Below are 23,673 nucleotides of genomic sequence, written 5' to 3'. Positions count from 1 at the left end.
CAGTAACGCGCGGCGGCGCCGGGAAATTTGGCAAATGTCAAATGGGCAAAGCCGGCGCCCCAGCAAAGGGAGCGCCGGCCTGCTCATCCGATCAGGCGGCTACCCGGGATTTCCCGGAAGAACAGGGTAGCCCCTGTACAGAACTACTTGATCTCGACGGTGGCGCCAGCCGCGACGAGCTGGTCCTTGATCTTCTTGGCGTCGTCCTTGTTGACGCCTTCCTTGACCGTCTTGGGCGCGCCCTCGACCAGGTCCTTGGCCTCCTTCAGGCCCAGGCCGGTGATGGCGCGGATCTCCTTGATGACGTTGATCTTGTTGGCGCCGGCGTTCGCCAGCACCACGTTGAACTCCGTCTTCTCCTCAACCGGAGCGGCGGCGGCGGCGGGGCCCGCGGCGGCAACGGCCACGGCGGCGGCGGAAACGCCCCACTTGTTCTCCAGCAGCTTCACGAGCTCGCCCGCCTCGAGGACGGTGAGCTTCGAGAGTTCTTCAGCAATCGCGTTCAAATCGGCCATGGAACTGTTCCTTCTGGTTGACTAACGGCCGGCGACCCATTTGGGCGGCTCGGCCGAAAAGGTTGCGGTAGAAAAACTTCTCGGGACGATTACTGCCCCTGCGCCTTGTCCGCGTGCGCCTGGATGACGCGCGCGAGCTGCGACCCGGGGGCCGCGATGGTCCGGACCAGCTTGCCTGCAGGCTGGTTGAGCATGCCGAGCAACATCCCGCGCAGCTCATTGAGGCCCGGCAGCTTCGCCAGTGCCTTCACGCCGTTGGCGTCGACCTTGTTACCGGCGACGACGGCGCTACGGACCTTGATGGTCTCCATGTCCTTGATGAAATCCATCAGGATCTTCGCAGGAGCCACCTCGTCGTCGTAGCTGATGCACAGCGCCACGGGACCGGTGAAGTCATCAGAAATCGCGGAGACGGTCGTACCCTGAGCGGCACGGCGCGCCAGCGTGTTCTTGATGACCTTGTACTCGACCTTGCCCTCGCGGAACTTGCGACGCAGCTTGGTGACGGTCTCGACGTTCACCTTGGAGGACTCCACGAGCACCGCGGTCTTGGTCCGCGAAAACTTCTCGTGAAGCTCCTTGATCATCTCTTCCTTCTCGCTCTTCAGCACCTTGACTCACCTCCTTCATGGCCCGACTTGACGGTCGGGCGTGATGCCTGGGCCAAAGTGGCAGAGCGAGAGAGGAGCCTCCGAGAGGCACCACACCGCACCTCCAGTCTCGGCAGGGCTGACCTTGCGGTCGTTTGAACCAGGAGCGGATGGACGGCCCGACCGGTTGCCCGGTTCCCAACGGACGCGTCTTCCCCAATCCAGGTCCCTGCTGTCATGAACCAGGTCGGAACGCCGCGTCTCTCGACATGGCGCTCCAATTGCAAAAGCCGGGGGCCTATACCCCCGGCTTTCGCAAAGATCCAGCACTTTCTATCTGAGTGACGTTCTCCGGGCGATAGGACTGACGCTCCCCGTCAGGGAGCGCACCCTTCCCTGCCCGTCCTGACACCGCGACTAGCGGTGACGCGCCAGGATTTCCTGGGTGTCGAGCTTGATGCCCGGCCCCATGGTTGTCGAGATGGCGATGCCCTGCAGGTACACGCCCTTGGCGGTGGCCGGCTTGAGCTTCATCACCAGGTCCACCAGCGCATTGAAGTTCGCCTCGAGCTTGTCCGCGGCGAAGGAGGCCTTGCCCATCTTGGCGTGGACGATGCCCGCCTTCTCGGCGCGGAAGTCCACCTTACCGCCCTTGGAGTCGCGGATGGCCTTGGCGACGTCCATGGTCACGGTGCCGACCTTCGGGTTCGGCATGAGGCCACGGGGACCGAGCACCTTACCGAGGCGACCGACGACACCCATCATGTCCGGCGTCGCGATGACGGTGTCGAAGTCGAGGAAACCCTCCTCGATGCGCTTCTGGAGGTCCTCGGCGCCGACGATGTCCGCGCCGGCGTTGGCGGCCTCGGTGGCGCGCTCACCCTTGGCGAACACGGCCACGCGCACGGTGGCACCGGTGCCGTGCGGGAGCACCACGGCGCCACGGACCATCTGGTCCGCGTGCTTTGGGTCCACGCCCAGGTTGATGGCGACGTCGACCGTCTGGTCGTACTTCGTCGCGCGGGTCTCGACGGTCTTCTTCAGCAGCGCGAAACCCTCGGCGACGGGGTAGCGCTTGTTGCGGTCCACCAGCTCGTTGGACGCGCGGAACTTCTTTCCGGAGTTAGCCATTGCAGGAATCCTTGAGAGAGGGGGCGGGCTAGCCGACGACGTCGATGCCCATGGAGCGCGCGGTGCCAGCAATGGTGTTCATGCAGGCTTCGATGGACGCGGCGGTGGTGTCCTGGATCTTCTTGTTGGCGATCTCCTCGAGCTGCTTACGGGTGATCTGCCCCACCTTCTCCTTGCCCGGCTTCTTCGCGCCCGAACCCTTCTTCTTCTCCGTGTGGAGACCCGCGGCCTTCTTGATGAGGATGGCGGCGGGAGGGGTCTTCAGGATGAAGGTGAAGGAGCGGTCCTGATACACGGTGATGATCACCGGGATGATCAGACCCTCCTTGGCCTCCGCCTGCGTCTTGGCGTTGAACTGCTTGCAGAACTCCATGATGTTCACGCCCTGCTGACCGAGCGCGGGACCAATCGGCGGGGCGGGGTTCGCCTTGCCGGCGGGGATCTGCAACTTGACCTGACCTGTGACCTTCTTCATCGGCGGACTGCTGCCTTTCGAGAGGGTGGTTCCAACGGGCCGTCAGACGGGACGACCCTCCCACCCATTGATCCGCGCCCGTCACCCGGGCGCGGAAGACTGGTGAAACTAGCCGGTGGTCTTCTCCACCTGCATGAAATCGAGCTCCACGGGGGTCGCACGGCCGAAGATGCTGACGAGCACGCGCACGCGGCCCTTCTCCGGGTTGACCTCTTCCACGGTGCCATTGAAGTTGGCGAACGGGCCGTCGATGACGCGCACCGTGTCGCTGGTCTCGAACTGGACCTTGGGCTTTGCCTTGTGGGCGCCCTCGGTGACCTGCGCGGTGAGGCGCTCGACCTCGCGGTCCGACATGGGCCGGGGCTGCTCGTTCTGGCCGACGCCCGGGAACCCCGTCACCTTGGAGGTGTTCTTCACCAGGTGGACGGTGGTGTCGCTGAGTTCCATCTGGACGAAGATGTAGCCCGGAAACAGCTTGCGGCGGGTGGTCTTCTTCTCGCCGTTCACCATCTCCACGACCTGCTCCATGGGGATGAGGATCTCACCAATCAGATCCTGGTCCTGCAGGCCCTTGAGGCGCACCTGCTCTTCCAGGTTCTTCTTCGCCTGGTTCTCGTAGTTCGAGTAGGTCTGGACCGTGAACCATTTCTTCGCCATTACAGCTTCCCCCACAGGGCAGGCAGCCACTCCACCATCAAGTTGTACGCGACGGTGTCGATGCAGAAGAGCAGAACGGCCGCCACCAGCGAGGCGACGACCACGGCCATGGTCGACGCACGGGTCTCCGACCAGGTAGGCCAGGTGACCTTCATCAACTCGGACGCCACGTCGATGGAGAGGGCGTGCGTGCGAGGGTGGAAGTAGGCCGCCAGCACCAGGGCCAGGCCCGCCGCGTAGCCCACCAGGGTCGACACGCGCCAGCCGAGGCCCTCGAAGAGCTCCGCGTCGCTCCAGCCGAACCGGCTCCACAGCAACCCGAAGACGTGCTCCAGGAAGAGGGCCAGGACGATGCCGGCGACGAGATAGAAGATGACCACGAGCCGCTTGGGGTCGATGCCCGAGCGGTTAGCCTGCTGGCTGGCCTCAGATGCCGTCGCCATGGTGCCTCACGAGGGACTGCGGAAGCGGGACTGCGAAAAGGCAGGGACCCCCGGCACCGCTCGGTACCGGGGGTCCCTGTACTGAAGCTGGCAGGCCAGGAGGGATTCGAACCCCCAACACGCGGATTTGGAGACCGCTGCTCTACCGTTGGAGCTACTGGCCTAAACCTTCATGGAACGAACGACCTAGACCTTGCCTTCCTTGTGGTCCGTGTGCTTGCGGCAGCGAGGGCAGAACTTGCTCAGCTCAAGCTTGTCCTGGCTCTTCCGCTTGTTCTTCGTGGTCGTGTAGTTCCGCTCTTTGCACGTGGTGCACTCGAGCGAGATGATGGAACGGTTACCCTTAGGCATGGTTCATTTCACCAGATGCGAGAAGGGAAGGCTACAAAAGCAGCCCTCCCCTCCGCAACTCAGTGCCCGTGAAAGCCGGTCGGCGGGAAGCCGACTAGGCGATGATCTCCGCAACGACGCCGGCGCCCACCGTACGGCCACCCTCGCGGACGGCGAACCGGAGCTCCTTCTCCATCGCGACCGGGGTGATGAGCTCCACCTCGATGGCGATATTGTCGCCCGGCATGACCATCTCGACGTTGTCCGGCAGCTTCACCGTGCCCGTCACGTCCGTGGTGCGGAAGTAGAACTGCGGACGGTACCCCTTGAAGAACGGGGTGTGGCGGCCGCCCTCTTCCTTCGACAGCACGTAAATCTGCGCCTTGAACTTGGTGTGCGGCGTGATGCTGCCCGGCTTCGCCAGCACCTGGCCGCGCTCCATGTCCTCGCGCTTGAGGCCGCGGACCAGCGCGCCGATGTTGTCGCCCGCGCGGCCCTCGTCCAGCAGCTTGCGGAACATCTCCACGCCCGTCACCACCGTCTTCTGCGTCGCGCGCAGGCCGACGACTTCGACTTCCTCGCCCACCTTGATGACGCCACGCTCGACGCGGCCCGTGGCCACCGTACCACGGCCGGCGATGGAGAAGACGTCTTCCACCGGCATCAGGAAGGGCTTGTCCGTCGCGCGCTGCGGCGTCGGGATGTAGCTGTCCACCGCCTCCATCAGCTTCAGGATGGCCGGCTCGCCGATGTCGCTGGTGTCACCCTCCAGCGCCTTCACCGCGGAGCCGGGGACGATGGGGATGGTGTCGCCGGGGAACTCGTACTTCTTGAGCAGGTCCCGGACTTCCATCTCCACGAGCTCGCGCAGCTCGGGGTCGTCCAGCAGGTCCACCTTGTTCAGGAAGACCACGATGTAGGGCACGCCCACCTGGCGCGCCAGCAGGATGTGCTCGCGCGTCTGGGGCATCGGGCCGTCCGCCGCCGACACCACCAGGATGGCGCCGTCCATCTGCGCCGCGCCCGTAATCATGTTCTTCACGTAGTCGGCGTGCCCCGGGCAGTCGACGTGCGCGTAGTGACGGTTCTTCGTCTTGTACTCCACGTGCGCCGTGGAGATGGTGATGCCGCGCTCGCGCTCTTCCGGCGCCTTGTCAATCTGGTCGTACGCCAGGAACGTGGCGCCACCGGTCTTCGCCAGCACCTTGGTGATGGCGGCGGTCAGCGACGTCTTGCCGTGGTCCACGTGCCCAATCGTTCCGATGTTCACGTGGGGCAGGCTGCGATCGAACTTTTCCTTGGACATGACACTCCTCGAAAAATGGAGCCCTGAACCAGGATTGAACTGGTGACCTCATCCTTACCAAGGATGCGCTCTGCCAACTGAGCTATCAGGGCTTGGCGATTCACTACAACGGTTGGAGCGGGAAATGGGATTCGAACCCACGACATTCAGCTTGGAAGGCTGACGCTCTACCAACTGAGCTATTCCCGCATTGCCGAGTGGAGAGAGGTGGATTCGAACCACCGTAGGCGTAGAGCCGGCAGATTTACAGTCTGCTCCCTTTGGCCGCTCGGGCATCTCTCCAGATATTCGTTTGTCGTGCTGCGCGCTGCTCTCTACACCATCCTGCTGCGTCCCGGGCCCTTATCCGCGGCCCGTCCTACCTGGCCGGCGGCGGGATTTGAACCCGCGACCTACTGATTACAAATCAGTTGCTCTACCGACTGAGCTACACCGGCATCCATCCAGCAACTGCCCCGCCCTACCTCATCCCGGGCGGACCGTCAATCCCTCGGCAGCGACCTGAGAGGCGCGACCTTTTAAAAGCCCCCACTCTCCAAGTCAAGGAGATTGATCCGGCGTCATCAGCGGGAAGGACGGCCCCGCTGACGGGCGACCTCGTATAGCAGAATGGCGGCGGAAACCGACGCATTCAATGAACCGACCTGACCGCCCATGGGAATCCGGAGGCGGAAGTCGCAGTGCTTGAGGACGCCTTCCCTCACGCCCGCCCCCTCGGCCCCCACCACCAACGCCAGGGGCCCGTCCAGACGGGCGCTCCACAGAGGCTCGGCGCCCTCCACGTCCGCGGCCGCGACCCAGAGGCCCGCTTCCTTCAGCTGCTCCAGGGCGCGGGAGATGTTGGTGACGCGCGCGATGGGGCAGTACTCGACGGCGCCCGCGGAGGCCTTGGCCACCGTGCCCGTCACCTGCACGGCGCGGTCCTTGGCCAGGACGACGCCGTGGGCCCCGAGCGCGTGCGCCGAGCGGATGATGGCGCCCAGGTTGTGCGGATCCTGGATGCCGTCGAGGACGACGACGAGCGCGGGCTGCTTCTTCGCCTTCGCCGCGTCCAGCACGTCCTCCAGTTCGACGTACTGGAAGCCGCGCAGTTCGGCGACGACGCCCTGGTGCACGCCGCCCTCGGCCATGGAGGTCAGCCGCTCGCGGCCGACCTTCTCCACCCGGACGCCCGCGTCACGCGCTCGACTGAGCAGCTCGCCCGCGGCCTTGGCGCCGACCTGCCCGTCGACGATGAAGAGGCGCTCCACCGCGTCCGGGTGGGCGCGCAGGGCCTCCAGCACGGGGTTGACGCCATGGACGTAGCGCGGGGCTTCGTGGCCGCCGCGGTCACCACTGGAAGGCTTGTTGGGGGAGCGCTCGCGCATGGGGGCTACTGGACCTCCACGGGCAGCGAGAAGGTCTTCTTCTGGCGGGCGCAGATCTTCTCCGTGCAGATGAAGAAGGTCAGCGTCGCGTCCAGCGTGCCCTTGCCAGCGGACGCCGCGGTGAAGGGGACCTCGAAGCGCGGATCCACGAACTGCTGGCCGTCCGCCTTCTTCGCCACCGACTGTTCACGTGTCAGCGTCTTCTGGGCGGGCGTCAGCTGCTTGCCCGCCAGCTCCAGCTTCAGCGGGGCCTCATCGGAGACGTGGGCGCCGGGTTTCGACTTGATGGCGAGCACGAACGTGCCCTGCCCTCCGGCCTTCACCTGCGTCGACGTCCCCTCGGTGGTGACTTCGTAGAGGGTGGCGGGGTCCACGTCCTGGGCCAGCACCGGCGCACCGACGAGCGTCAGCAGCAGGGGGGCCAGGGTCGGGAGGCGGCGGGTACCGGGCATGGGTGTCTCCAGGAAGGCGGCGTTCGTATACCGGGGCTTCGGACGCGCGGGGAGCGCTTTCTCTTCTAACTCCGCGGCGCGCTCACCTTCACGGCCCCCTTGCGCCCCGGCGGCGGCGGCAGGGCCTGGGGCGTCTCCAGGGCGGCGGTCCAGACGGGGGCGGCGCCAGCGACGAGGGCCTCCGCCCGCTGGATGATGGGCGTGGCCAGGTCCAGGCCCGTCGCGGCCTCCATCTCCAGGAGCGCGGGCGAGCTGTTCACCTCAAAGACCTTGGGGTGCCCCTGAACGTCCAGGATGTCCACCGCGGCCACCTCCAGGCCCACGAGCCGCGCGACCTTCTCCGCCGTGGCGCGATGGCCGGGAGACAGCGGCAGGGCCTCCAGACGGGCGCCCCGGTTCAGCGTGTGCGAGAGGCGCCCGGGGCGCGGCTTGCGCAGCACGCAGGCGATGGCCTCACCGCCCACCACGAGCACGCGCACGTCCTGGCCGGTGCTCCGCACGTACTCCTGCATGACCAGATTGTGCCCCAGGCCGAGCACCGCCTCGAGCGCGGCCTCCAGGGACTGGAGGCTCTCGCAGACCATCACGCCGTGCTTCTCCTGGCCCTGGAGGAGCTTCACCAGCACGGGCACCCCGCCCACCAGGCCGACCATCTCCTTGAGGTGGGCCGCGTCCCGGGCCATCACCGTGGCGGGGATGTCGATGCCGTGGGCGGACAGGAGTTGGAGGGCGCGCATCTTGTTGCGCGACTGCGCGATGGCCTGGGCATGGTTCACCAGGGGCACGCGCGCCAGACCGAACTGGTTCACCACCGCGAGCCCGTAGGTGCTGATGGACAGGGCGATGCGCGGGATGACGACGTCGGTGGGGGTGAGCTTCTTGCGGTCGTAGAAGAGGGTCGCCTGGCTGCCCCCGTCCAGATGCATCTGCACCCGGAGCGGGTTGAGCACGCGGACCCGGTGTCCCCTCGCGCGGCCTGCTTCGACGATCCGCCGCGTGGACGAGATGGAAGCGGAGCGCGAGAGGACAGTGATTTTCATGGCGGAGGCGACCGGCCCGGCGGGGACCCTATAATCCCCGCCTCCGCCCGCGTAAAGCCGCCTCCGCCTGCCTGCCGCTAGAGCTGGCGGATGGCGCGCACTTCGACGCTGACCGGGGCTTCAGGACGCGACGCCTCCAGCTTCGCGCAGGCGCTGCCCGTGAACCGCACGCCAGGAGCCTCGGGCTTCGACAGGTCCAGCGACCAGGTGTCGGGGCCCGCGAGCGTGCGCTCGCCGTCGATGTAGACGACGATGAGCTTCTCATCGGAGGGCAGCTGGCTCGGCTCGAGCTTGGTGAAGCACGGCTCGCCCGGCTGGATTGCCTCGCTGATCGTCTTCAGCGCGGCCGCCAGCTCCTCGCGATTGCCCGCCTGGTAGAAGGAGCGTCCGCAGAGGCCGGTGTTGACGTCGCAGGTGTCCCCCGCGCCGCAGTCGACGGTGGCCTTGCAGGTGCGCGCGTAACCACCGGCGCGGGCCATCTCGTTGAGGACGCTGGGGCCGTCACCCGTCGACGTCTCCGCGCCGAAGCCGATGACGATGGTGGAGATCTTGTTCGCCTTCAGCGACTCCACCGCCAGAACGGAGGCGTCCTTGTCGAGGCAACCCCGCTTGTAATACGGGCTCTGCTCCGCCGAGCACTGCGTCGGCTCCTCGAGCGTGCAGCGGCAGGAGGTGTTGCTGCCGTTGTTCGCGTTGTTGTCGTTGCAGTTGGGCAGACCGTCGGTCAGCAGGATGATGATCTGATCGCGTTCCTCGGATGGGGGACCGAGGAGGGTGCTCGTGAACACCAGGCTCTGCGCGGTCGGCGTACCACCCTGGGGGCGGTTCGCGCCACCGTTGGGGATGGACTGGATGCTGTCATTCACCGAGTTCGCGTGGAGCTGGAGTTCCTCGTCCGAGTCCTTGTCGAAGGGGATGGCGACGCGGACGCTCTCTCCGGTGGCGGCGGGCGAGCACAACTGGGCGGCGCTCGGCTTCTGCGGAGGCGGCAGCACAGGCGGGGGCGCCGGATAGGTCGTCAGACCGAAGCGGACCAGCTTGCCGCTCTCCGCGAGGAACGGGCCCATCGCTCCCTGGAGCTCGCTCCAACGCGTGGGGCACTTCGAGGTGTCGCAGGGGTAGTCGTCGCGGCAGGTGAAGGTGAAGCCGTCCTGGGTCAGGTCACAGACGCGCGTGCCGTTGACGACCAGGTCCTTGTTGACCGGCAGGGTCATCGAGCCGGAGATGTCCACGAGGAGCATCACGTCCGGCTTGCTCCTGCGGGCTTTGATCACCGCCTCCACGGTCGTCTGGGCGATCGCGAGCGGATCCACCGGCTCGAAGTCATACGTCTGACAGCCGGCCATCACGGCGATACCGAGGGTGCCGGCCAGCAGTGCGCTCAGGGGGGTCGACTTGGCGCGCATAGGCTTTGAGGATTCCTTCCAGGGGGGAACAACGAACTGCGAATGCCCCAGCGTAACGCGTGGACGCCCACCGAGGCTACAGCGACGCGCGGCAGGCAGGTTCCATTCAGGTAGTGCTGCCAAGTTGCAACGTCAGGCGATCCGCGAGGGCGAGTCCGGTTCCCCTGTCGGACATCCGCCTCCTTCCGGAGGGAGGGGACCGGCGCGGGTGTCCGATCATAGCGTGAGGACGCGCGCGCCGTCCGTCAGCCTCCAGATGGAGGCCAGGCCCATGACTTCATCCAGCGTGCCGTGCAGTTCCTGGGGCGACAGGCCACAGATGCGCACCGTGGTGTCGCAGGCCACGAGCTTCGCCCCCAGCGCGCGCGCCTCCTCCAGCATGCGGGCCGGGGTGGGCACATTGAGCCCTTCTGCCCGGGCCGCCTCGGTGCGCTCCCGCTCGCTGTGCGCCAGGCCGAAGCTGCCGCGGACCAGCTGGCGCAGGGCCTCGAAGGCGAAGACGAAGTAGACGTCGTCGCCCATCGCGGCGGCGGTGATGCCCATGGAGGCCGCTTGATAGGCGGGCTCGTACGTGGCGTGTTGGAGGAAGAAGAAGACGCGTCCGGCCATGGTGGACCGACCTTAGCGTTATCGAGTCCGGACCGGCAGCCGTCGTATAACGGGGCTCCCCTTCCCTACCGGGAGCCCCGCATGCCGAGCCAGCCGTCCCGCCCCCGCGGTGTTCGTCCCTCGCCGGTCCCGTCCCGCTCCGCCTCCTCGCGATGGGTGGCGCTGGCCGGTCTCGCCGTGCTCGCGGGCGTGGGGCCCGTGTCCGAAGCAGCTCCCGTCCCCGCGAAGACCTCCGGTGTGGCTTCCATGTCCGCCGCCGTTCCCGCGCCGCTGCGCACGGAGGCACTGGGACTGCTCTCACAGCCGACCGTGGTGCCCGAGACGGCGTGGCGCAGGTTCGGGCCGGAGGTCGTGCCCGTGCTCGCGGCGCTGGCGGAGGACACGAGCCTCCCGGCTGCGCAGCGGATGCGGGCCGTGACGGCGCTGGCCCGCGTGGAGTCGCCCGAGGCGGGACAGACGCTCCAGGCGATGCTGGAGGATCCACACCGGCCTTCGGAGGTCCGCTCCCAAGCGGCGGCCGCGCTGGGCCAGCGGTTGGGGTTCGAGGCCGTGAAGACACTGCAGGCTCGCTTGGAGGACCGCGACCTGCGGCTGCGTGAGGCCGTCGCCCAGGCGCTTGGACGGCTGGGTGGTCAGCGGGTGCGCGAGGTGCTGGAGGAGCGGCTCCCCCTGGAGGACGTTCCCCAGGTGCGTGAAGCGCTCCAGCAGGGCCTCACGCTCGCGGAGCCCTGAGCCGGGCGCCGGGCATGGTGCGGGCGGCCGCCCTGGTGGGCCGCTCGGGGCTCGCGTCGGGCGGGACCTTCCGTTAGATGGGAGGCCATGCGCCCCACCGTCCTCCTTTTCGATATCGATGGCACCCTCGTCACCACGGGCGGTGCCGGCCGCCGTGCCATGGGCCTGGCCTTCGAACAGCTTCACCGGCGGCGCGACGCGTGCGACGGCTTCAGCATGTCCGGCATGACGGACCGGGCCATCGTCCGCAAGGCGCTGGGCATCATCGGCCAGCCCGACACCGAGGACACCATCAGCGCGGTCATCGACGCGTACGTCGCCCACCTGGGGCTGGAGGTTCCCAAGGTCGATGCGCGCGAGTACCGGCTGCACCCGGGCATGCGTGAGGCCGTGCTGGAGGCCCGCTCGCGGCCGGGCTTCGCGGTGGGCCTGGGCACCGGCAACGTGCGCGCGGGCGCCAAGGTGAAGCTGGACCGAGTGAACATCCACGACCAGTTCGCCTTCGGAGGGTTCGGCTGCGACTTCGAGGACCGCGTGGCGCTCATCCGCCACGGTGCGCAGGCCGGAGCGGCGCAGCTGGGGCAGCCGCTGGAGGCGTGCCGGGTGGTGATCATCGGTGACACGCCGAAGGACGTCGCGGCCGCCAAGGGCATTGGCGCGGAGACGATTGGCGTGGGCACCGGCAATTTCACGCCCCAGGCGCTGCGCGACGCCGGCGCCGAGTGGGCCTTCGCGGATTTCTCCGCCTCCGGAGCCATGGAGGCCCTGCTCGTCGGCCGGTGAAGGTGTGGTATCTCCGCCGCCCCTCCGAGGAGTCGTTCACGCATGTCGTCCACGCTCGAATCCTATGAGCTGATCCGCTTCGCCGAGGCCTTCGAGGCCCGACTCGCCACGGCGGAGGAGATGGTCGTCGGCAGGCCGGGGCTGGAGGCCGAGAAGCAGTGGCTGGCCTCCGCGCTGGAACGCCTGCGCGAGGCACGTGAGCCCGCGGGCGGCCTGCTGGAACAGGTGAAGGACCTGCCAGAGCTCGACGAGGCCCGCGAGGAGTTCTCGTTCGATCAGCAGGGCCGCTGGGTGGATGCGCTGGAGAAGCTGCACGCCGGCATCACCTTCACCGCCAGCAGCCGCGCGCCCGTCATCGAAGCCCTCTTCCCCCACCTCAAGTTCCCGCAGCTGCGCCGGGCGCCCCTGGAGCTGGTCAACGAGTACGCCACGTCGTACGAGCGGCGGCTCAAGAGCGCCTACGTCACCCGCATCTTCTCCCGCGACGACTTCGCCATGGTCCGCCCCGTCGTGGATCAGGTCGCCGCGACGTTCGCCGCGTGGACCGCGAGCCTGACCCCCACTCCCCTGCCCCCGGAGCAGGAGGCGGCCCTGCGCGAGGCGCTGGTGGCGCTGGGACGGCGCCTGGACGTGGCGCTGCGGCAGGGGCGGCTGCTCGCCGAGGCCGCGCTCGTTCCCGTGCCCGGGGTCTTCGAGGCCGCGGGCCTCACCCTCAAGCCCCGGAAGCGCGCGGGCAAGTCGCTCGCGCTCTCCGCCGAGGACGGGGCCTCGGACCTCTTCGGTGAGGAGGGCGACGCCGGCCAGGAGGAGGCGTTCGAGGGGACCGAAGAGGCTTCCGGGGAAGACCCGATGGAGGCAGCTCCCGACGAGCCGGAGATTCAGGCTCCCCTGGAGGAGCCCGAGCCCGTGGCGGAGGCTGGCGACTCCGAGCCCCAGGCTTCGGACAGTGGCTCCGAGGATGCCGCCGCTGCCGCCGAACCCGTCGCCTCGGAGGCTCCCGTCGCGCCGCGTCCCGCCCGGCGGGGCCGGCCTCCGAAGAACGCCGCTCCAGTTGCCGAGCCCGCGCAGGCCGAAGCCCCATCTGACGCTCCGGCTTCCGGTGCTCCGGAGGCCGTGCGACCCAAGCGACGCAAGAAGACCGACCCGTCCGAGGCTGGCACGCCTTGAGACCCGACGCGCGGTGAGTGCCCCGCCGTGAAGAGGAACCCGGACATGGCGGACGTCGCCCTTCCCATCGATCCCCTCCTGCCCGACATCGTCTCCACGCTCCGGAGCTCGCGGTCACTCGTGCTGGAGGCGCCTCCTGGCGCGGGCAAGACGACCCGCGTTCCCCGCGCGCTCTTGGAGGCAGGGCTGGGCGCGGGCAAGGAGATCGTCGTCCTCCAGCCCCGGCGGCTGCCCACCCGGCTCGCCGCGCAGCGCGTGTCCGAGGAGATTGGCGAGCGCGTGGGCGAGACCGTGGGCTACCAGGTCCGCTTCGAGGACGTCCGCGGCCCCAAGACGCGCATGTCCTTCGTCACCGAGGGCGTGCTCGGACGCCGCCTGCTCACCGACTCCACCTTGCGCGACGTGGGCATCGTCGTGCTCGATGAGTTCCACGAGCGGCACCTGTCCGCGGACATCTCGCTCGCGCTCCTGCGGCGGCTGCAGGAGACGGCGCGCCCCGACCTCAAGCTCGTGGTGATGTCCGCGACCCTGGAGGCCGAGCCCGTCCGCGCGTACCTGGGCGGCGCCCCGTCCCTGCGCTCCGAGGGCCGCCGCTTCGACGTCAGCGTCGAGTACCTGTCCGCCCCGGATGAGCGGCACCTGGATCAACAGGTGCTCTCCGCGCTCAAGCGCCTGTTCACCCAGGGAGTCGACGGCGACGTGCTCGTGTTCCTTCCCGGTGCCGGGGAGATCCGCCGCGCGCGCGACACCTGCGCGGAGTTCGCCGAGCGGCACGACGCCGACGTGCTCCCGCTCCATGGAGACCTCTCTCCCGCGGAACAGGACCGCGCCGTGCGCCGCAGCTCGCGCCGGAAGATCATCCTGTCCACCAACGTCGCGGAGACCTCCGTCACCATCGACGGCGTCGCGGTCGTCATCGACAGCGGGCTGGCGCGTGTGGCGTCCCACTCTCCCTGGTCCGGGCTGCCGCAGCTCAAGCTGGGCAAGGTGAGCCGGGCCTCCGCCGTGCAGCGCGCCGGCCGCGCGGGCCGCACCCGCGCCGGGCACTGCGTGCGCCTCTACACCCAGCACGACTTCGACGGCCGGCCTGATCAGGAGGCCCCGGAGATCCGCCGCACCGACCTGGCCGAAACGGTGCTCTCGCTGCGCGCGGCGGGCGTGAAGGACCTGACGGCGTTCCCGTTCTTCGAGCCGCCCCCCGCCCCCGCGCTGGAGGCCGCGGAGACGCTGCTGCGCCGGCTGGGCGCGGTGGACGCGAAGGGCCAGGTGACGGCCGTGGGCCAGCGGCTCCTGCGCTTCCCCGTGCACCCGCGCCAGGCGCGCGTCATCGTCGAGGGCGAGCGCCGAGGCGTGGGCGGTGAGGCCGCCGTGCTCGCGGCCCTCATGGGTGAACGCGACATCCGCCGTGAGGCCCGCGCCAACCTGGGGGGCGGGGGCCGGGCGTCCGCGCTCGTCAGCGGGCCTTCCGACCTGCTGGAGCTCCTGGAGCGCTTCCGCGAGGCCGGCCGTTCGGGCTTCGCCTCCGGCCGCATGCAGTCGCTGTCCCTGGACGCGGGCGCGGTGCAGTCCGTGGAGCGCGTGCAGAAGCAGCTGCGCCGCACGGTGCGGGAACAGGGCGCTCGCCCCGGCCGTCCCGAGGACGTGGAGCAAGCGCTGATGCTCAGCGTGCTCGCGGGCTATCCGGACCGCGTGGCCCGCAGGCGGAGGCCGCGCTCGCCGGAGCTGCTCATGTTCGGCGGCGGCACCACCAGCCTGTCCGAGTTCAGCGTCGTGCAGGACGCGGACCTGATGGTCGCCGTGGACGCGGAGGAGCGCCCGGGCCGCGGCGCCGTCGTGCGGCTCGCCAGCACCGTGGAGGCCGAGTGGCTGCTGGACCTCTACCCGGAGGCGTTGGAGGAGGTGGACACCCTCCAGTGGAACGCGGACTCGCGCCGCGTGGAGCGCCTCACCCGGCTGGCCTACGGCAACCTGGTGCTGGAGGAGACGCGCACGCCCGCGCCACCGTCCGAGGAGGCCGCGCGCGTGCTGGTTGAAGCCGCGCTGGCCGCGGGCCCGGAGCGCTTCGCGGAGCCCGAGGCGCTGGAGCAGTGGCGCACCCGCGTGGCGCTTCTGGGCAAGGCGTTCCCCGAGGCGGGCTTCCCCACCGTGGACGCGGCCTTCATGCGCGACGCGCTGGCGTCCCTGTGCGTGGGCGCGCGCAGCTTCTCCGACCTGGAGGGCGTGTCGCTGCTGGATGCGCTCTACGCGCGGCTCACCTCCGAGCAGCAGCGGCTCTTGGCGAACCACGCCCCCGAGCGCGTCACCCTGCCCGGCGGGCGCGGCGTGAAGGTGCACTACGAGCCCAACAAGCCCCCCTGGGTGGAGTCACGGCTGCAGGACTTCTTCGGGATGGCGCAGGGGCCCAGCGTGGGCGCGGGCCGCGTGCCGCTGGTGCTGCACCTGCTGGCTCCCAACATGCGCGCCGTCCAGGTGACCACGGACCTGGCGGGCTTCTGGGAGCGTCACTACCCGGCGATCCGCAAGGAGCTGTGCCGCAAGTACCCCCGGCACTCGTGGCCCGAGGATCCGCGCCACGCCGAGCCACCCGCGCCCCGTCCTCCGAGGCGCTGACGGAAAGCGCGGCGCGCGGGACTACAGCCGCTTGTGCATCTCCAGGTGGTCGATGCCAGCCTCGTCGAAGACAGCGCCGACGGGCTGGTAGCCGTGCTTCTTGTAGAAGTCGAGCGCGTAGAGCTGGGCGTGCAGCATGATGCCGTTTACGTTGCGGCGGCGCGCCTCCTCCTCCAGCGACGTGAGGAGCAGCGAGCCCACGCGGGCCTTGCGGTGCGCCTGGAGTACCGCCATGCGGCCAATCTGGCCCCACGTCCCGCTCTGCCCCGCGGGGGGCTCCGGGAGCTTCACCAGCCGGCCGGTGCCGATGGCGTGGCCACCCTGGTAGGCGATGACGTGGTAGGCGTGGGCGTCCTCGGCGTCGCGCTCGATGCCCTCGGGCACGTGCTGCTCCTCGATGAACACCACCTCGCGGATGGCGAGGGCCTGCATGAGCTCCGCCTCGTCCTTGATGTGGGCGATGGTGACGGGTGCCGGGGAAGTCTCTGGAGGCGTCGGCATGGCTGAGGGCAAGGTACACAAAAGCCCGCGCCGCCAACAGGCGGAAAAAACCACGGCCTGCCGCCCCGGCATCCCCCCCGCGCGGCCGGTCCGTCCCCTGCCCCCTGGCCGCGAAAGGGCTTGTCGCGAAAGCCCCGCCGCATCGGGTCGGCTGGTCGCGATTGCCCTCTCACGTCGGGGCCATGGCGGGTTCCACTCCGCGCATGGGCGGACGGCCCGGAGGAGGATCACCCCGGGGAGGGCATGGTAGGGTTCAGGCCAATGCGTACCCGTGCCCTCTTCGCCCTGTCCGTGGGCCTGCTGTCGACGCCCGCGCTCGCCCAGAAGGAGTTCTTTTTTGGAACGGGAGAGCCGCCCGTGTTCCGCGAAGCGGACATGGACAAGCGGTTCCTCCGCTCCCGCGTCAATCAGGCCCTGGTGCAGGGGACGAGCGACGCGAACTGCGCGCAGCTCGTGGGCGCGCTGCTCACCATCGTGGGCGAGTCCGCGCCGTACCTGCACAAGCGCGACGAGAACTTCTACCTGGACCCCGCGCTGATCCAGGCGCTGGGCACGCAGCTGTCCACCCCGCGCTTCCCGGCCAACATGTACCTGGTGTCGATGATGCGCCGGGTGCTCATCGACAAGCGGCTGCCGCCGGAGTGGATGCAGACGGCGGTGGCGCTCGCGCCGTACTACCCGCCGCTGGACTTGAGCAAGCTGCGCTTCATCGCGGATGGCGTGAAGCCCGTGGACAGCTTCTTCTTCACGCTGCCCGCGATGCTGGAGCGCTACGACGTGGAGGTCCTCAAGGCCAACACCACCGCGGCCAGCGTGGCGGACGCGAAGTTCCGCGACGACTACCTCGACAAGGAGGTGGCCTTCGCGGGGCTGGAGTTCATCGACGCGAAGCTGGAGAAGCCCAAGAAGAAGAGCAAGAAGGGCCCTCCGCCGGAGCCTCCCGCGCTGGTGGCCCGGCTCATGTTCTACCTGCCGGATCCGGGCAATGACGGCCTGCTGTCGGGGCTCACCTACGGCAAGCCCAAGGTGCGGCCCGCCATCACCATCACGGCGCGGCTGAAGGACGACCAGTACACGCCGCTGACGCAGCTGCCGAAGGGCGCTCGCGTGCTCCTGCGCGGCCGCTTCTGGGAGTACCGCAAGCAGCTCAAGGAGCTGGAGGTGCGCGACGCGTACCTCTTCCAGGATCGCGACTGGGCCCAGAACCCCGCGCTCGCGGATCCGAACGCCGTGGCGGCCTGTCCGCTCGCGTTCAACGACCTGACGGGCACCGCGCCCGTGCAGCCGGGCGGCTTCGGCAGCAAGCGCTGAAGCGCGCCGTCCCGCGTTCCGCACGCCCATCCCAAAGGCGGCACCCCACCGTGCCGCCTCCCGCGCGCGCCCTCCTCCCGGGAGCGCGCCCCGCCTGACTGGCACGGCCGCTGCTCATGCCCGCGCATCCCTTGCGCGCGAGGCATGCCATGAAGGTCGAAGGTCAGGACGCCCCTTCCGGAAACGAGAAGGCCCCCCCGGAGAAGGACGCGTTCAAACAGGTCCTCCAGCGGTCTTCCGGACGGCCCGGTCCCCCATCCCGTCCCGGCGCCCGCCGCGAACCCGGGGCTCCCGGCCCCCTTCCGAAGCCCGGCCTGCTCCGTGCCGGGGGACAGGCGCCGGGGACAGCGACGCGGGCCACTCCCGCGCTTCCCGGCGTCCGTGCGGCGGGGGCCCTCCTCTCGACGACGCGCAGCGCGCTGGGGAGCCCGGAGACGCTCGGCCAGGCCCGGCAGGGCATGCACGTGGAGGCGCGGCGGCTGGGGACGGTGCGCCAGGAGGCGCTCACGGAAGGCGGGACGCAGGCCTCCCACCGGGCGACGGAGTTACTGGCCCGCGAGGTGGAGCGCTCCTTCCGCGCGGAGCCCCGTCCCGCGCCGGGTCCCCTCGCCTCGCCCACGCGGGATGACCGTTCCCTGGAAGGCCTGTCGCGCCTCACCGCGCTCGACGGGGCTCGCGCGGCGAGCGGATCCACGCAGAGTGCGGCACCGGCCAGCACGCCCGTCGCGCAGGTCGAGTCCACGCTGGCACTCATCGAGAAGATCGAGGTCTTCGTGAAGTCACAGCGGCCGGCGCTGGGGCTCAGCCTGCGCGGCCCGCTGGAGGCCACCGTGGAGGTGGAGCGCACGGGGCCCCGGGAGGTGGCGCTGCGCATCCAGGGCCGCCACGGGCCCGTTCCCACCGAGGACGTGGCGCGGCTGCGCGACGCGCTGGAGGCCCGGGGGCTGCGGCTCAGCGTCCTCCAGGCGGGGTGAACGTCCGACGATGCCCCTTCCCCGCCAGACTCCCGGAACGACGAAGGCCCTCACGCCAGGGGGCGCAAGGGCCTGCATCACGACGGGCGCGCTCGGGCGATTCGGCCCGCGGTTACTTCCCGGGCGCGGTGTTCAGCTCCGCGCGCTTGCCCTTCTTGTCTTTGTACTCCTCGGCCTCGGGCAGGGCGGCCTTCTTCTCCGCGATGTTGGGCCACTTGGACGCGAAGTCGGTGTTGAGCTTCTTGTACTCCGACCACTCACCGGGCAGCTCGGTCTCGGGGAAGATCGCCTTGGTCGGGCAGACGGGCTCGCAAGCGCCGCAGTCGATGCACTCGTCCGGGTGGATCACGAGGAAGTTGGCGCCCTCGTAGAAGCAGTTGACCGGGCACACCTCAACACAGTCGGTGTACTTGCACTTGATGCAAGGCTCGGCGACGACGTAGGCCATGTGGATGTCTCCTCTGTGCGGAATTCCGCGCGTCCGTGGCCGCGCACAGTAGATGGTTGCGGCCAGGGTTGGCACCCTGAATTTAGGGCCCCACCCCGACTGCTTCCCCGGTCAGCCCAGCAAGCCCTGCGCCCGAAGCAGCTCGGCGACGAGGATGGCGCCCTTTGCGGCCCCCATCTTCGTGTTGTGGGAGACGAGCACGTACTTGAAGCCGTTCTCCAGCACACCGTCCTCGCGGATGCGGCCCACCGTGGTGGCCATGCCGCCGTGGGTGTCCCGGTCCATGCGGGGCTGGGGGCGGAACGGGTCGTCCAGCACTTCGATCCACCGGGGGGGAGCGGACGGCAGGTCCTTCGCCACCTGGGCGCCCTGCCATTCGCGCATCGCCTGGGCGACCTCCGCCACGGTGGCCTTCTTCCCGAGCGATACAAAGACGGACTCGGTGTGGCCCTCCAGCACGGCGACGCGGGTGCAGGTGCAGGAGACGCGCACATCGTGCGGGGTGAGCGCCGCGCCCGCGGGGTTGAGCGCCCCGAGGATCTTCTTCGTCTCCACCTCGACCTTGTGCTCCTCCTTGGGGATGTAGGGCACGACGTTGTCGAGGATGTCCAGGCCGATGACGCCGGGCGAACGTCCGGCGCCGGACATGGCCTGGAGGCTGGTCATCAGCACGGCCTTCACGCCGAAGCGCTCGGCCAGGGGGGCCAGCGTCACGGCGAGGCCGGTGGTGGTGCAGTTGGGGATGGGGACGATGAAGCCCTTCCACCCGCGCTGCCGGCGCTGCTCGTTGATGAGCGGGGCGTGGGCGGCGTTCACGGGGGGGATGAGCAGGGGCACGTCCGCGTCGTAGCGGAAGGCGCTCGCGGCGGAGAACACCGGGATGTCCCGGGCCAGGCGCGGCTCGATTTCACGGGCGACGTCCGCCTCCACGGCGGAGAAGGCGATGTCGTAGTCCTTCGCCTGGACGGCGTCGCCGCTGAGCACGGTCATGCGGGCGATGGCCTCCGGGAGCGGCTCCGGGACGAACCAGGCCAGCATTCCGTTGGAGGCGCGCAGGGCGTCCGCGTACGTTTTTCCGGCGGAGCGGGGCGAAGCGGCGAGCCCGGTCAGCTCGATGAACGGGTGGTCCTTCAGGGCAGCGATGAACTGCTGGCCCGCGAGTCCGGTGGCGCCAATGAGCACGGCGCGAAGCTTGGCCATCGTGGGGATTCTCCGGTGGGGGCGGCAGGGGGCTCCTTACACCGTTTCACGACGCACTGCATCCGCCGCTCAACGGTGGGCGTGGGAGGGGGCGCGCGTGTGGCGTTCCGTGGGGTAGCCCCCCGTCACCCAGGCGTGGAGCCCGCCGGCGAGGCACACGGCGTTGCGCCCCCGCAGGCGCAACACTCGGCAGATGCGGCGGATGTCCGCGCAGTCCTGGGTGGTGCCGCACAGGACGATGAGCTCGTCGTCCGGCAGCATCGCCAGATCCCGGGCCACCTCCGAGGCCGTCATGCGCAGCGCGCCGGGGATGTGGATCTCGAACCGCTCCCAGTCCATCGCGTCGCGGCAATCCAGGACGAGCACATCCTCGTCCCCCAGACGCATGAACAGCTCATCGCAAATGATGGTGGGCTCCACCGGGACCTCCCCAGGCGACTGGCTCCATCGAACATGAACCGGAGGGCTTTTTCCCCTCTTCCCGCCTGTCCGCCCGCCTGCTCCCTGGAGCCCGCCGGGGCTTCAGAGTCCCAGCTGCTTGGCGATGATTTCGTTCATCACCTCACTGGTGCCGCCGCCAATGGGCCCCAGCCGCGCGTCGCGCCAGTGGCGCTGGATGTCGTACTCCATCATGTAGCCCGCGCCGCCGTGGAGCTGGAGGCACTCGTCCGCCACGCGGCAGCACGTCTCCGTGGCGACCTTCTTGGCCATGGAGGTCTGCGCGACGGCGTACTCGCCGGCCACGTGCAGGCGCAGCGCGTGGTAGGTGAGCTGCCGCGCGCACTCACGGGCGGTGTGCAGGTCCGCCAGCTTGTGGCGCACCACCTGGAAGCCCGCGAGCGTCTGATTGAAGGCGCGGCGCTGCTTCACGTGCTCGAGCACCGTCTCCAGCATGTCGTCCATGGCGCCCACCGCGCCCAGCGCGAGCGACAGGCGCTCCCACTGGAAGTTGCCCATGATCTGCGAGAAGCCCTGGTTCTCCACGCCCAGCAGGTTCTCCGCGGGCACGCGGCAGTCCTCGAAGAAGAGCTCCGCCGTGTCGGACGCGCGCCAGCCTACCTTCTGGAGCTTGCGCCCCACGCTGAAGCCCGGCGTGCCCCGCTCCACCACCAGCATGGACAGGCCCTTATGGCCGCGCGACGGGTCGGTCTTCACCGCCAGCACCACGAAGTCCGCCCGCACGCCGTTGGTGATGTACGTCTTGGAGCCGTTGACGACGTAGTGGTCGCCGTCGCGGCGGGCGGTGGTGCGCAGCCCCGCCACGTCCGAACCGGCGTCCGGTTCGGTGATGCCCAGGGCGCCAATCTTCTCCCCCCGGATGGCGGGGGCCAGCCAGCGCTGCTTCTGGGCGTCCGTGCCGAACAGGTGCACGGGGCCGGTCGCGATGGTGAACTGCCCGGCCAGCCCCGCGGCCACGCCGCCGGAGCCGCAGCGGCCCAGCTCCTCCAGGAGCACCGCCTCATAGAGCTCCCCGGCCGCCGTGCCTCCGTAGGCCTCCGGGTACTTCAGGCCCAGGAAGCCCAGCTCGCCGAAGCGGGTGAAAAGCTCCCGGGGGAACTCCTCCCGGGCCTCCCACTCCGCCGCGAACGGGCGCAGCTCCTTGTCCACCACCGCCCGGACGGTGCGGCGGAAGGCCTCGTGCTCCTCCAGGTAGACGCCGTGACCATGCAGCATCGTGTGCTCCCTCGCTTGTCAGGGCCTGACACCCCGCGCCGTATGGTACCGGGACGAGAAGCGCGGCCGGATGGTGTTGCTTCCTTGACCGGCTCCTATCGGGCTGCGTATAAACCCGGCCCCAATCGCTGCGGCGCCATAGCCAAGTGGTAAGGCAAAGGTCTGCAAAACCTTCATTCCCCGGTTCGAATCCGGGTGGCGCCTCATAGACAAAAGGCCCGATGCGGAAGTCTCCGCATCGGGCCTTCTGCTTTTCCGGGGGTGCCTTCCCGGAGGGGGGCCTAGCAGCCCAGCTCCACCGCGCCGATGTCCGGGGCCGCGCCGCAGAAGGGCTGGCCCTGGTCCATGCCCTTGTCCTGGGCGGCCACGGACGGGGCGAAGGTGTCCGTCACCGTCACGTCACCGCCGGTGGAGGTGGTGTCCTTCGCGGCGGCCTTGAAGGCGTCCAGGGCCTGGAGCTGGCCGTTGGTCTTGAACTGCGCGCCGGCCGGGTAGAGGTTGTTGCTCATGTGGAGGCCGGGGGCCTGGCCGCCCATGTCCACGCTGACGGGCGCGTCCACGAGGTTGTTCTCCACGCGCAGGGACTCCGTGGGGCCGCCCGTGCCGTGGCCCAGGATGATGCCGGCCTTGGCGCGGGTGATGGTGTTGTTCACCACCACGGTGCCCTTGGAGTTCTCCAGGCGGATCCCGGTGCCTTCGCCGCCGCCCGCGTCGGTCATGTCGTGCACGCGGTTGCGGCGCAAGACGACGGCCTGGGGCACGGGGCCCTCGTGATTGCCGCCCACGGAGATGCCCTTGGCGCCGTCATACAGCTCGTTGTCCTCCACCAGCACGTTGTTGGCGGAGTAGTGGATGACGAGCACGTCGCCCTTCGCCGTCTCCGACGGCCGGAACTGGTGCATCCGGTTGTTGCGGATGATGACGTCGTGGCACGTCTTGATGTCCACGGCGTTCTCCCGGTTGTTGAAGAAGTGGTTGTTCTCCACCAGCAGGCCCGTGGCGGGCGGCAGCTCGCTGAAGCCCTCCGGCCCCAGGCACTGCACGGAGTCACCGGACACGTCGTGGATGTCGTTGTTGCGCACGGTCAGGTCGTAGGACGCGGGCTGCATCACGATGCCGTGCGAGTCCTTGTTGCCGGTGGTCCGCACGAAGTCGTGGATGTTGTTGTTCTCGATGGTGGGGCCCTTGGCGTTGTTGAACAGGGTGACGCCCGCGCCGCCCGTGCCGTTGTGCAGATCCGAGTTGGCGAGCACCGTGCCCTGCACGTCGCCCTCGAAGGTGACGCCGAAGATGGGCTGCCCCTCCACGTCGATGTCGAACCCGTCGATGATCCAGTTCGCGCGGCGCACCTGCACCGCCGCGCCGGAGCCGCTGCCCGGGGTGAGCTTGGGACGGCCCTCGCCCTGGAGGGTGATCTTCGCCTCGGGTGTGCCGGCCTTCGTGTTGTCGCCCAGCACCACGCGCTCGGCGTAGGTGCCCGCGAGCACGCGGATGCGGTCGCCGGGGCCGGCCTTGCTCACCGCCATGGCGATGGTCTTCAGGGGCGCTGCCTCCGTGCCCTCGGCGCCGTCATTGCCGTTGGGCGACACCACCCAGTCATGGGCGGGCGTGGTGGCGGGCGTTTCCGCCATGGCCTGGGCGCTGACGGCGGGCTGGGGACCGGGCTCCGCGAGGGGCGCATGGTCCGCGTGCTCCGGCATCTGCGCGGCGGGCGTGTCCTCCACCGGCTGCACGCCGATGGGCGGCGCCTTGCCCGGGGTGGCGGGCGTCTTTTCCACCTTGCCCGAAGTCCCTGTGTTCGCCGCGGGAGCCTGGGCCCCCGTGCCGGCGTTCGATGAACCGCCAGTGCCGTCGCCAGAGCCACCGCCGGCGCCACAAGCAGTTGTCCCAAGCGCCAGGGTGCAGGCGGCCAGGGAGGCCATCAGGGTGCGTCGCGTCTTCAATCCGTTGCC

Annotated in this window: 25 protein-coding genes and 6 tRNA genes; 7 read left to right on the top strand and 24 right to left on the bottom strand. The window is 69.2% G+C overall.

What is annotated here, in order from left to right; all coding sequences use genetic code 11:
* Positions 1–143: 143 nt before the first annotated feature.
* The 18 genes from rplL to JYJ93_RS18180 all read right to left on the bottom strand — a co-directional run bounded on the left by rplL (position 144) and on the right by JYJ93_RS18180 (position 10,321).
* On the bottom strand, positions 144–515 hold the full coding sequence (gene rplL, locus JYJ93_RS18265) for a 50S ribosomal protein L7/L12 (RefSeq protein WP_120619345.1): 372 nt from the start codon (positions 513–515) through the stop codon (positions 144–146).
* An 89-nt stretch (positions 516–604) separates the two neighbouring features.
* Positions 605–1,126 (bottom strand): 50S ribosomal protein L10, encoded by a 522-nt coding sequence (rplJ, locus tag JYJ93_RS18260; RefSeq protein ID WP_206793013.1) that lies wholly within the window; start codon positions 1,124–1,126, stop codon positions 605–607.
* A 396-nt stretch (positions 1,127–1,522) separates the two neighbouring features.
* Positions 1,523–2,236 (bottom strand): 50S ribosomal protein L1, encoded by a 714-nt coding sequence (gene rplA, locus JYJ93_RS18255; RefSeq protein ID WP_206793011.1) that lies wholly within the window; start codon positions 2,234–2,236, stop codon positions 1,523–1,525.
* A gap of 28 nt (positions 2,237–2,264) precedes the next feature.
* Complete coding sequence (gene rplK, locus JYJ93_RS18250; protein ID WP_120596209.1) at positions 2,265–2,711, bottom strand: 50S ribosomal protein L11; 447 nt, start codon at positions 2,709–2,711, stop codon at positions 2,265–2,267.
* Positions 2,712–2,819: 108 nt separating this feature from the next.
* Positions 2,820–3,368 carry a transcription termination/antitermination protein NusG gene (gene nusG / locus JYJ93_RS18245; RefSeq protein ID WP_014397772.1) on the bottom strand — a complete coding sequence of 183 codons (549 nt, stop codon included), beginning with the start codon at positions 3,366–3,368 and terminating at the stop codon, positions 2,820–2,822.
* A complete protein-coding gene (secE, locus tag JYJ93_RS18240; protein ID WP_206793009.1) occupies positions 3,368–3,811 on the bottom strand; it encodes a preprotein translocase subunit SecE in 444 nt (147 codons plus the stop codon). Before secE ends, nusG begins: the two co-directional genes overlap by 1 nt.
* Before the next feature lie 88 nt (positions 3,812–3,899).
* Positions 3,900–3,975 (bottom strand) — tRNA-Trp (locus tag JYJ93_RS18235).
* 22 nt (positions 3,976–3,997) lie between these two features.
* Positions 3,998–4,162 (bottom strand): 50S ribosomal protein L33, encoded by a 165-nt coding sequence (gene rpmG / locus JYJ93_RS18230; protein WP_002617522.1) that lies wholly within the window; start codon positions 4,160–4,162, stop codon positions 3,998–4,000.
* Between the two features lie 94 nt (positions 4,163–4,256).
* Positions 4,257–5,447, bottom strand: coding sequence for an elongation factor Tu (gene tuf, locus JYJ93_RS18225; RefSeq protein WP_143901324.1), 1,191 nt, complete (start codon positions 5,445–5,447; stop codon positions 4,257–4,259).
* Positions 5,448–5,463: 16 nt separating this feature from the next.
* Positions 5,464–5,539 (bottom strand) — tRNA-Thr (locus tag JYJ93_RS18220).
* Between the two features lie 21 nt (positions 5,540–5,560).
* Positions 5,561–5,636 (bottom strand) — tRNA-Gly (locus JYJ93_RS18215).
* Between the two features lie 9 nt (positions 5,637–5,645).
* A tRNA-Tyr gene (locus JYJ93_RS18210) sits at positions 5,646–5,729 on the bottom strand.
* Positions 5,730–5,811: 82 nt separating this feature from the next.
* Positions 5,812–5,884, bottom strand: a tRNA-Thr gene (locus tag JYJ93_RS18205).
* A 126-nt stretch (positions 5,885–6,010) separates the two neighbouring features.
* The gene (rlmB, locus tag JYJ93_RS18200) at positions 6,011–6,814 is read right to left on the bottom strand and encodes a 23S rRNA (guanosine(2251)-2'-O)-methyltransferase RlmB (RefSeq protein ID WP_206793007.1); all 804 of its coding nucleotides are present in this window, start codon (positions 6,812–6,814) and stop codon (positions 6,011–6,013) included.
* Between the two features lie 5 nt (positions 6,815–6,819).
* A complete protein-coding gene (locus JYJ93_RS18195) occupies positions 6,820–7,266 on the bottom strand; it encodes a hypothetical protein (protein WP_206793005.1) in 447 nt (148 codons plus the stop codon).
* A gap of 65 nt (positions 7,267–7,331) precedes the next feature.
* Positions 7,332–8,306, bottom strand: coding sequence for a RimK family alpha-L-glutamate ligase (locus JYJ93_RS18190; protein ID WP_206793003.1), 975 nt, complete (start codon positions 8,304–8,306; stop codon positions 7,332–7,334).
* Between the two features lie 77 nt (positions 8,307–8,383).
* Positions 8,384–9,712: an adventurous gliding motility lipoprotein CglB gene (gene cglB / locus JYJ93_RS18185; RefSeq protein ID WP_206793001.1), complete on the bottom strand. Its 1,329-nt coding sequence runs from the start codon at positions 9,710–9,712 to the stop codon at positions 8,384–8,386.
* A gap of 216 nt (positions 9,713–9,928) precedes the next feature.
* Positions 9,929–10,321: a DsrE family protein gene (locus tag JYJ93_RS18180; RefSeq protein WP_206792999.1), complete on the bottom strand. Its 393-nt coding sequence runs from the start codon at positions 10,319–10,321 to the stop codon at positions 9,929–9,931.
* A gap of 156 nt (positions 10,322–10,477) precedes the next feature.
* Here JYJ93_RS18180 and JYJ93_RS18175 point away from each other — a divergent pair, with 156 nt between their 5' ends.
* From JYJ93_RS18175 to hrpB, 4 genes are all read left to right on the top strand, one after another.
* Positions 10,478–11,053 carry a HEAT repeat domain-containing protein gene (locus JYJ93_RS18175; protein WP_206792997.1) on the top strand — a complete coding sequence of 192 codons (576 nt, stop codon included), beginning with the start codon at positions 10,478–10,480 and terminating at the stop codon, positions 11,051–11,053.
* Between the two features lie 87 nt (positions 11,054–11,140).
* On the top strand, positions 11,141–11,836 hold the full coding sequence (locus JYJ93_RS18170) for an HAD family hydrolase (RefSeq protein WP_206792995.1): 696 nt from the start codon (positions 11,141–11,143) through the stop codon (positions 11,834–11,836).
* Between the two features lie 42 nt (positions 11,837–11,878).
* On the top strand, positions 11,879–13,003 hold the full coding sequence (locus JYJ93_RS18165) for a hypothetical protein (protein WP_206792993.1): 1,125 nt from the start codon (positions 11,879–11,881) through the stop codon (positions 13,001–13,003).
* 45 nt (positions 13,004–13,048) lie between these two features.
* The gene (gene hrpB / locus JYJ93_RS18160) at positions 13,049–15,613 is read left to right on the top strand and encodes an ATP-dependent helicase HrpB (RefSeq protein WP_206792991.1); all 2,565 of its coding nucleotides are present in this window, start codon (positions 13,049–13,051) and stop codon (positions 15,611–15,613) included.
* Positions 15,614–15,634: 21 nt separating this feature from the next.
* Here the strand turns inward: hrpB and JYJ93_RS18155 are convergent, their stop codons facing one another.
* Entirely contained in the window at positions 15,635–16,114 is a 480-nt protein-coding gene (locus tag JYJ93_RS18155; RefSeq protein ID WP_206792989.1) for a GNAT family N-acetyltransferase, read from the bottom strand.
* 261 nt (positions 16,115–16,375) lie between these two features.
* On the opposite strand from JYJ93_RS18155, the gene JYJ93_RS18150 reads away from it, so the two are divergent.
* Entirely contained in the window at positions 16,376–17,425 is a 1,050-nt protein-coding gene (locus JYJ93_RS18150) for a hypothetical protein (RefSeq protein WP_206792987.1), read from the top strand.
* Positions 17,426–17,574: 149 nt separating this feature from the next.
* Positions 17,575–18,399, top strand: a complete 825-nt coding sequence (locus tag JYJ93_RS18145) for a hypothetical protein (RefSeq protein ID WP_206792985.1) — start codon at positions 17,575–17,577, stop codon at positions 18,397–18,399.
* 112 nt (positions 18,400–18,511) lie between these two features.
* On the opposite strand, the gene fdxA is transcribed toward JYJ93_RS18145, so the two are convergent.
* From fdxA to JYJ93_RS18125, 4 genes are all read right to left on the bottom strand, one after another.
* Positions 18,512–18,847, bottom strand: a complete 336-nt coding sequence (gene fdxA, locus JYJ93_RS18140; protein WP_206792983.1) for a ferredoxin FdxA — start codon at positions 18,845–18,847, stop codon at positions 18,512–18,514.
* Between the two features lie 111 nt (positions 18,848–18,958).
* Complete coding sequence (gene asd, locus JYJ93_RS18135) at positions 18,959–20,047, bottom strand: aspartate-semialdehyde dehydrogenase (protein ID WP_206792981.1); 1,089 nt, start codon at positions 20,045–20,047, stop codon at positions 18,959–18,961.
* 69 nt (positions 20,048–20,116) lie between these two features.
* Entirely contained in the window at positions 20,117–20,467 is a 351-nt protein-coding gene (locus tag JYJ93_RS18130; protein ID WP_206792979.1) for a rhodanese-like domain-containing protein, read from the bottom strand.
* 102 nt (positions 20,468–20,569) lie between these two features.
* Positions 20,570–21,721, bottom strand: coding sequence for an acyl-CoA dehydrogenase family protein (locus JYJ93_RS18125; RefSeq protein WP_206792976.1), 1,152 nt, complete (start codon positions 21,719–21,721; stop codon positions 20,570–20,572).
* Positions 21,722–21,853: 132 nt separating this feature from the next.
* On the opposite strand from JYJ93_RS18125, the gene JYJ93_RS18120 reads away from it, so the two are divergent.
* Positions 21,854–21,925, top strand: a tRNA-Cys gene (locus tag JYJ93_RS18120).
* Positions 21,926–22,002: 77 nt separating this feature from the next.
* Here JYJ93_RS18120 and JYJ93_RS18115 read toward each other — a convergent pair.
* Positions 22,003–23,664: a right-handed parallel beta-helix repeat-containing protein gene (locus tag JYJ93_RS18115; protein ID WP_330166742.1), complete on the bottom strand. Its 1,662-nt coding sequence runs from the start codon at positions 23,662–23,664 to the stop codon at positions 22,003–22,005.
* Between the last annotated feature and the right edge of the window lie 9 nt (positions 23,665–23,673).

Source organism: Corallococcus sp. NCSPR001 (assembly GCF_017309135.1).
Classification (GTDB): Bacteria; Myxococcota; Myxococcia; order Myxococcales; family Myxococcaceae; genus Corallococcus.
The sequence above is the reverse complement of the archived record's forward strand: the minus strand, read 5'-3'. Positions and strand labels throughout refer to the sequence as shown.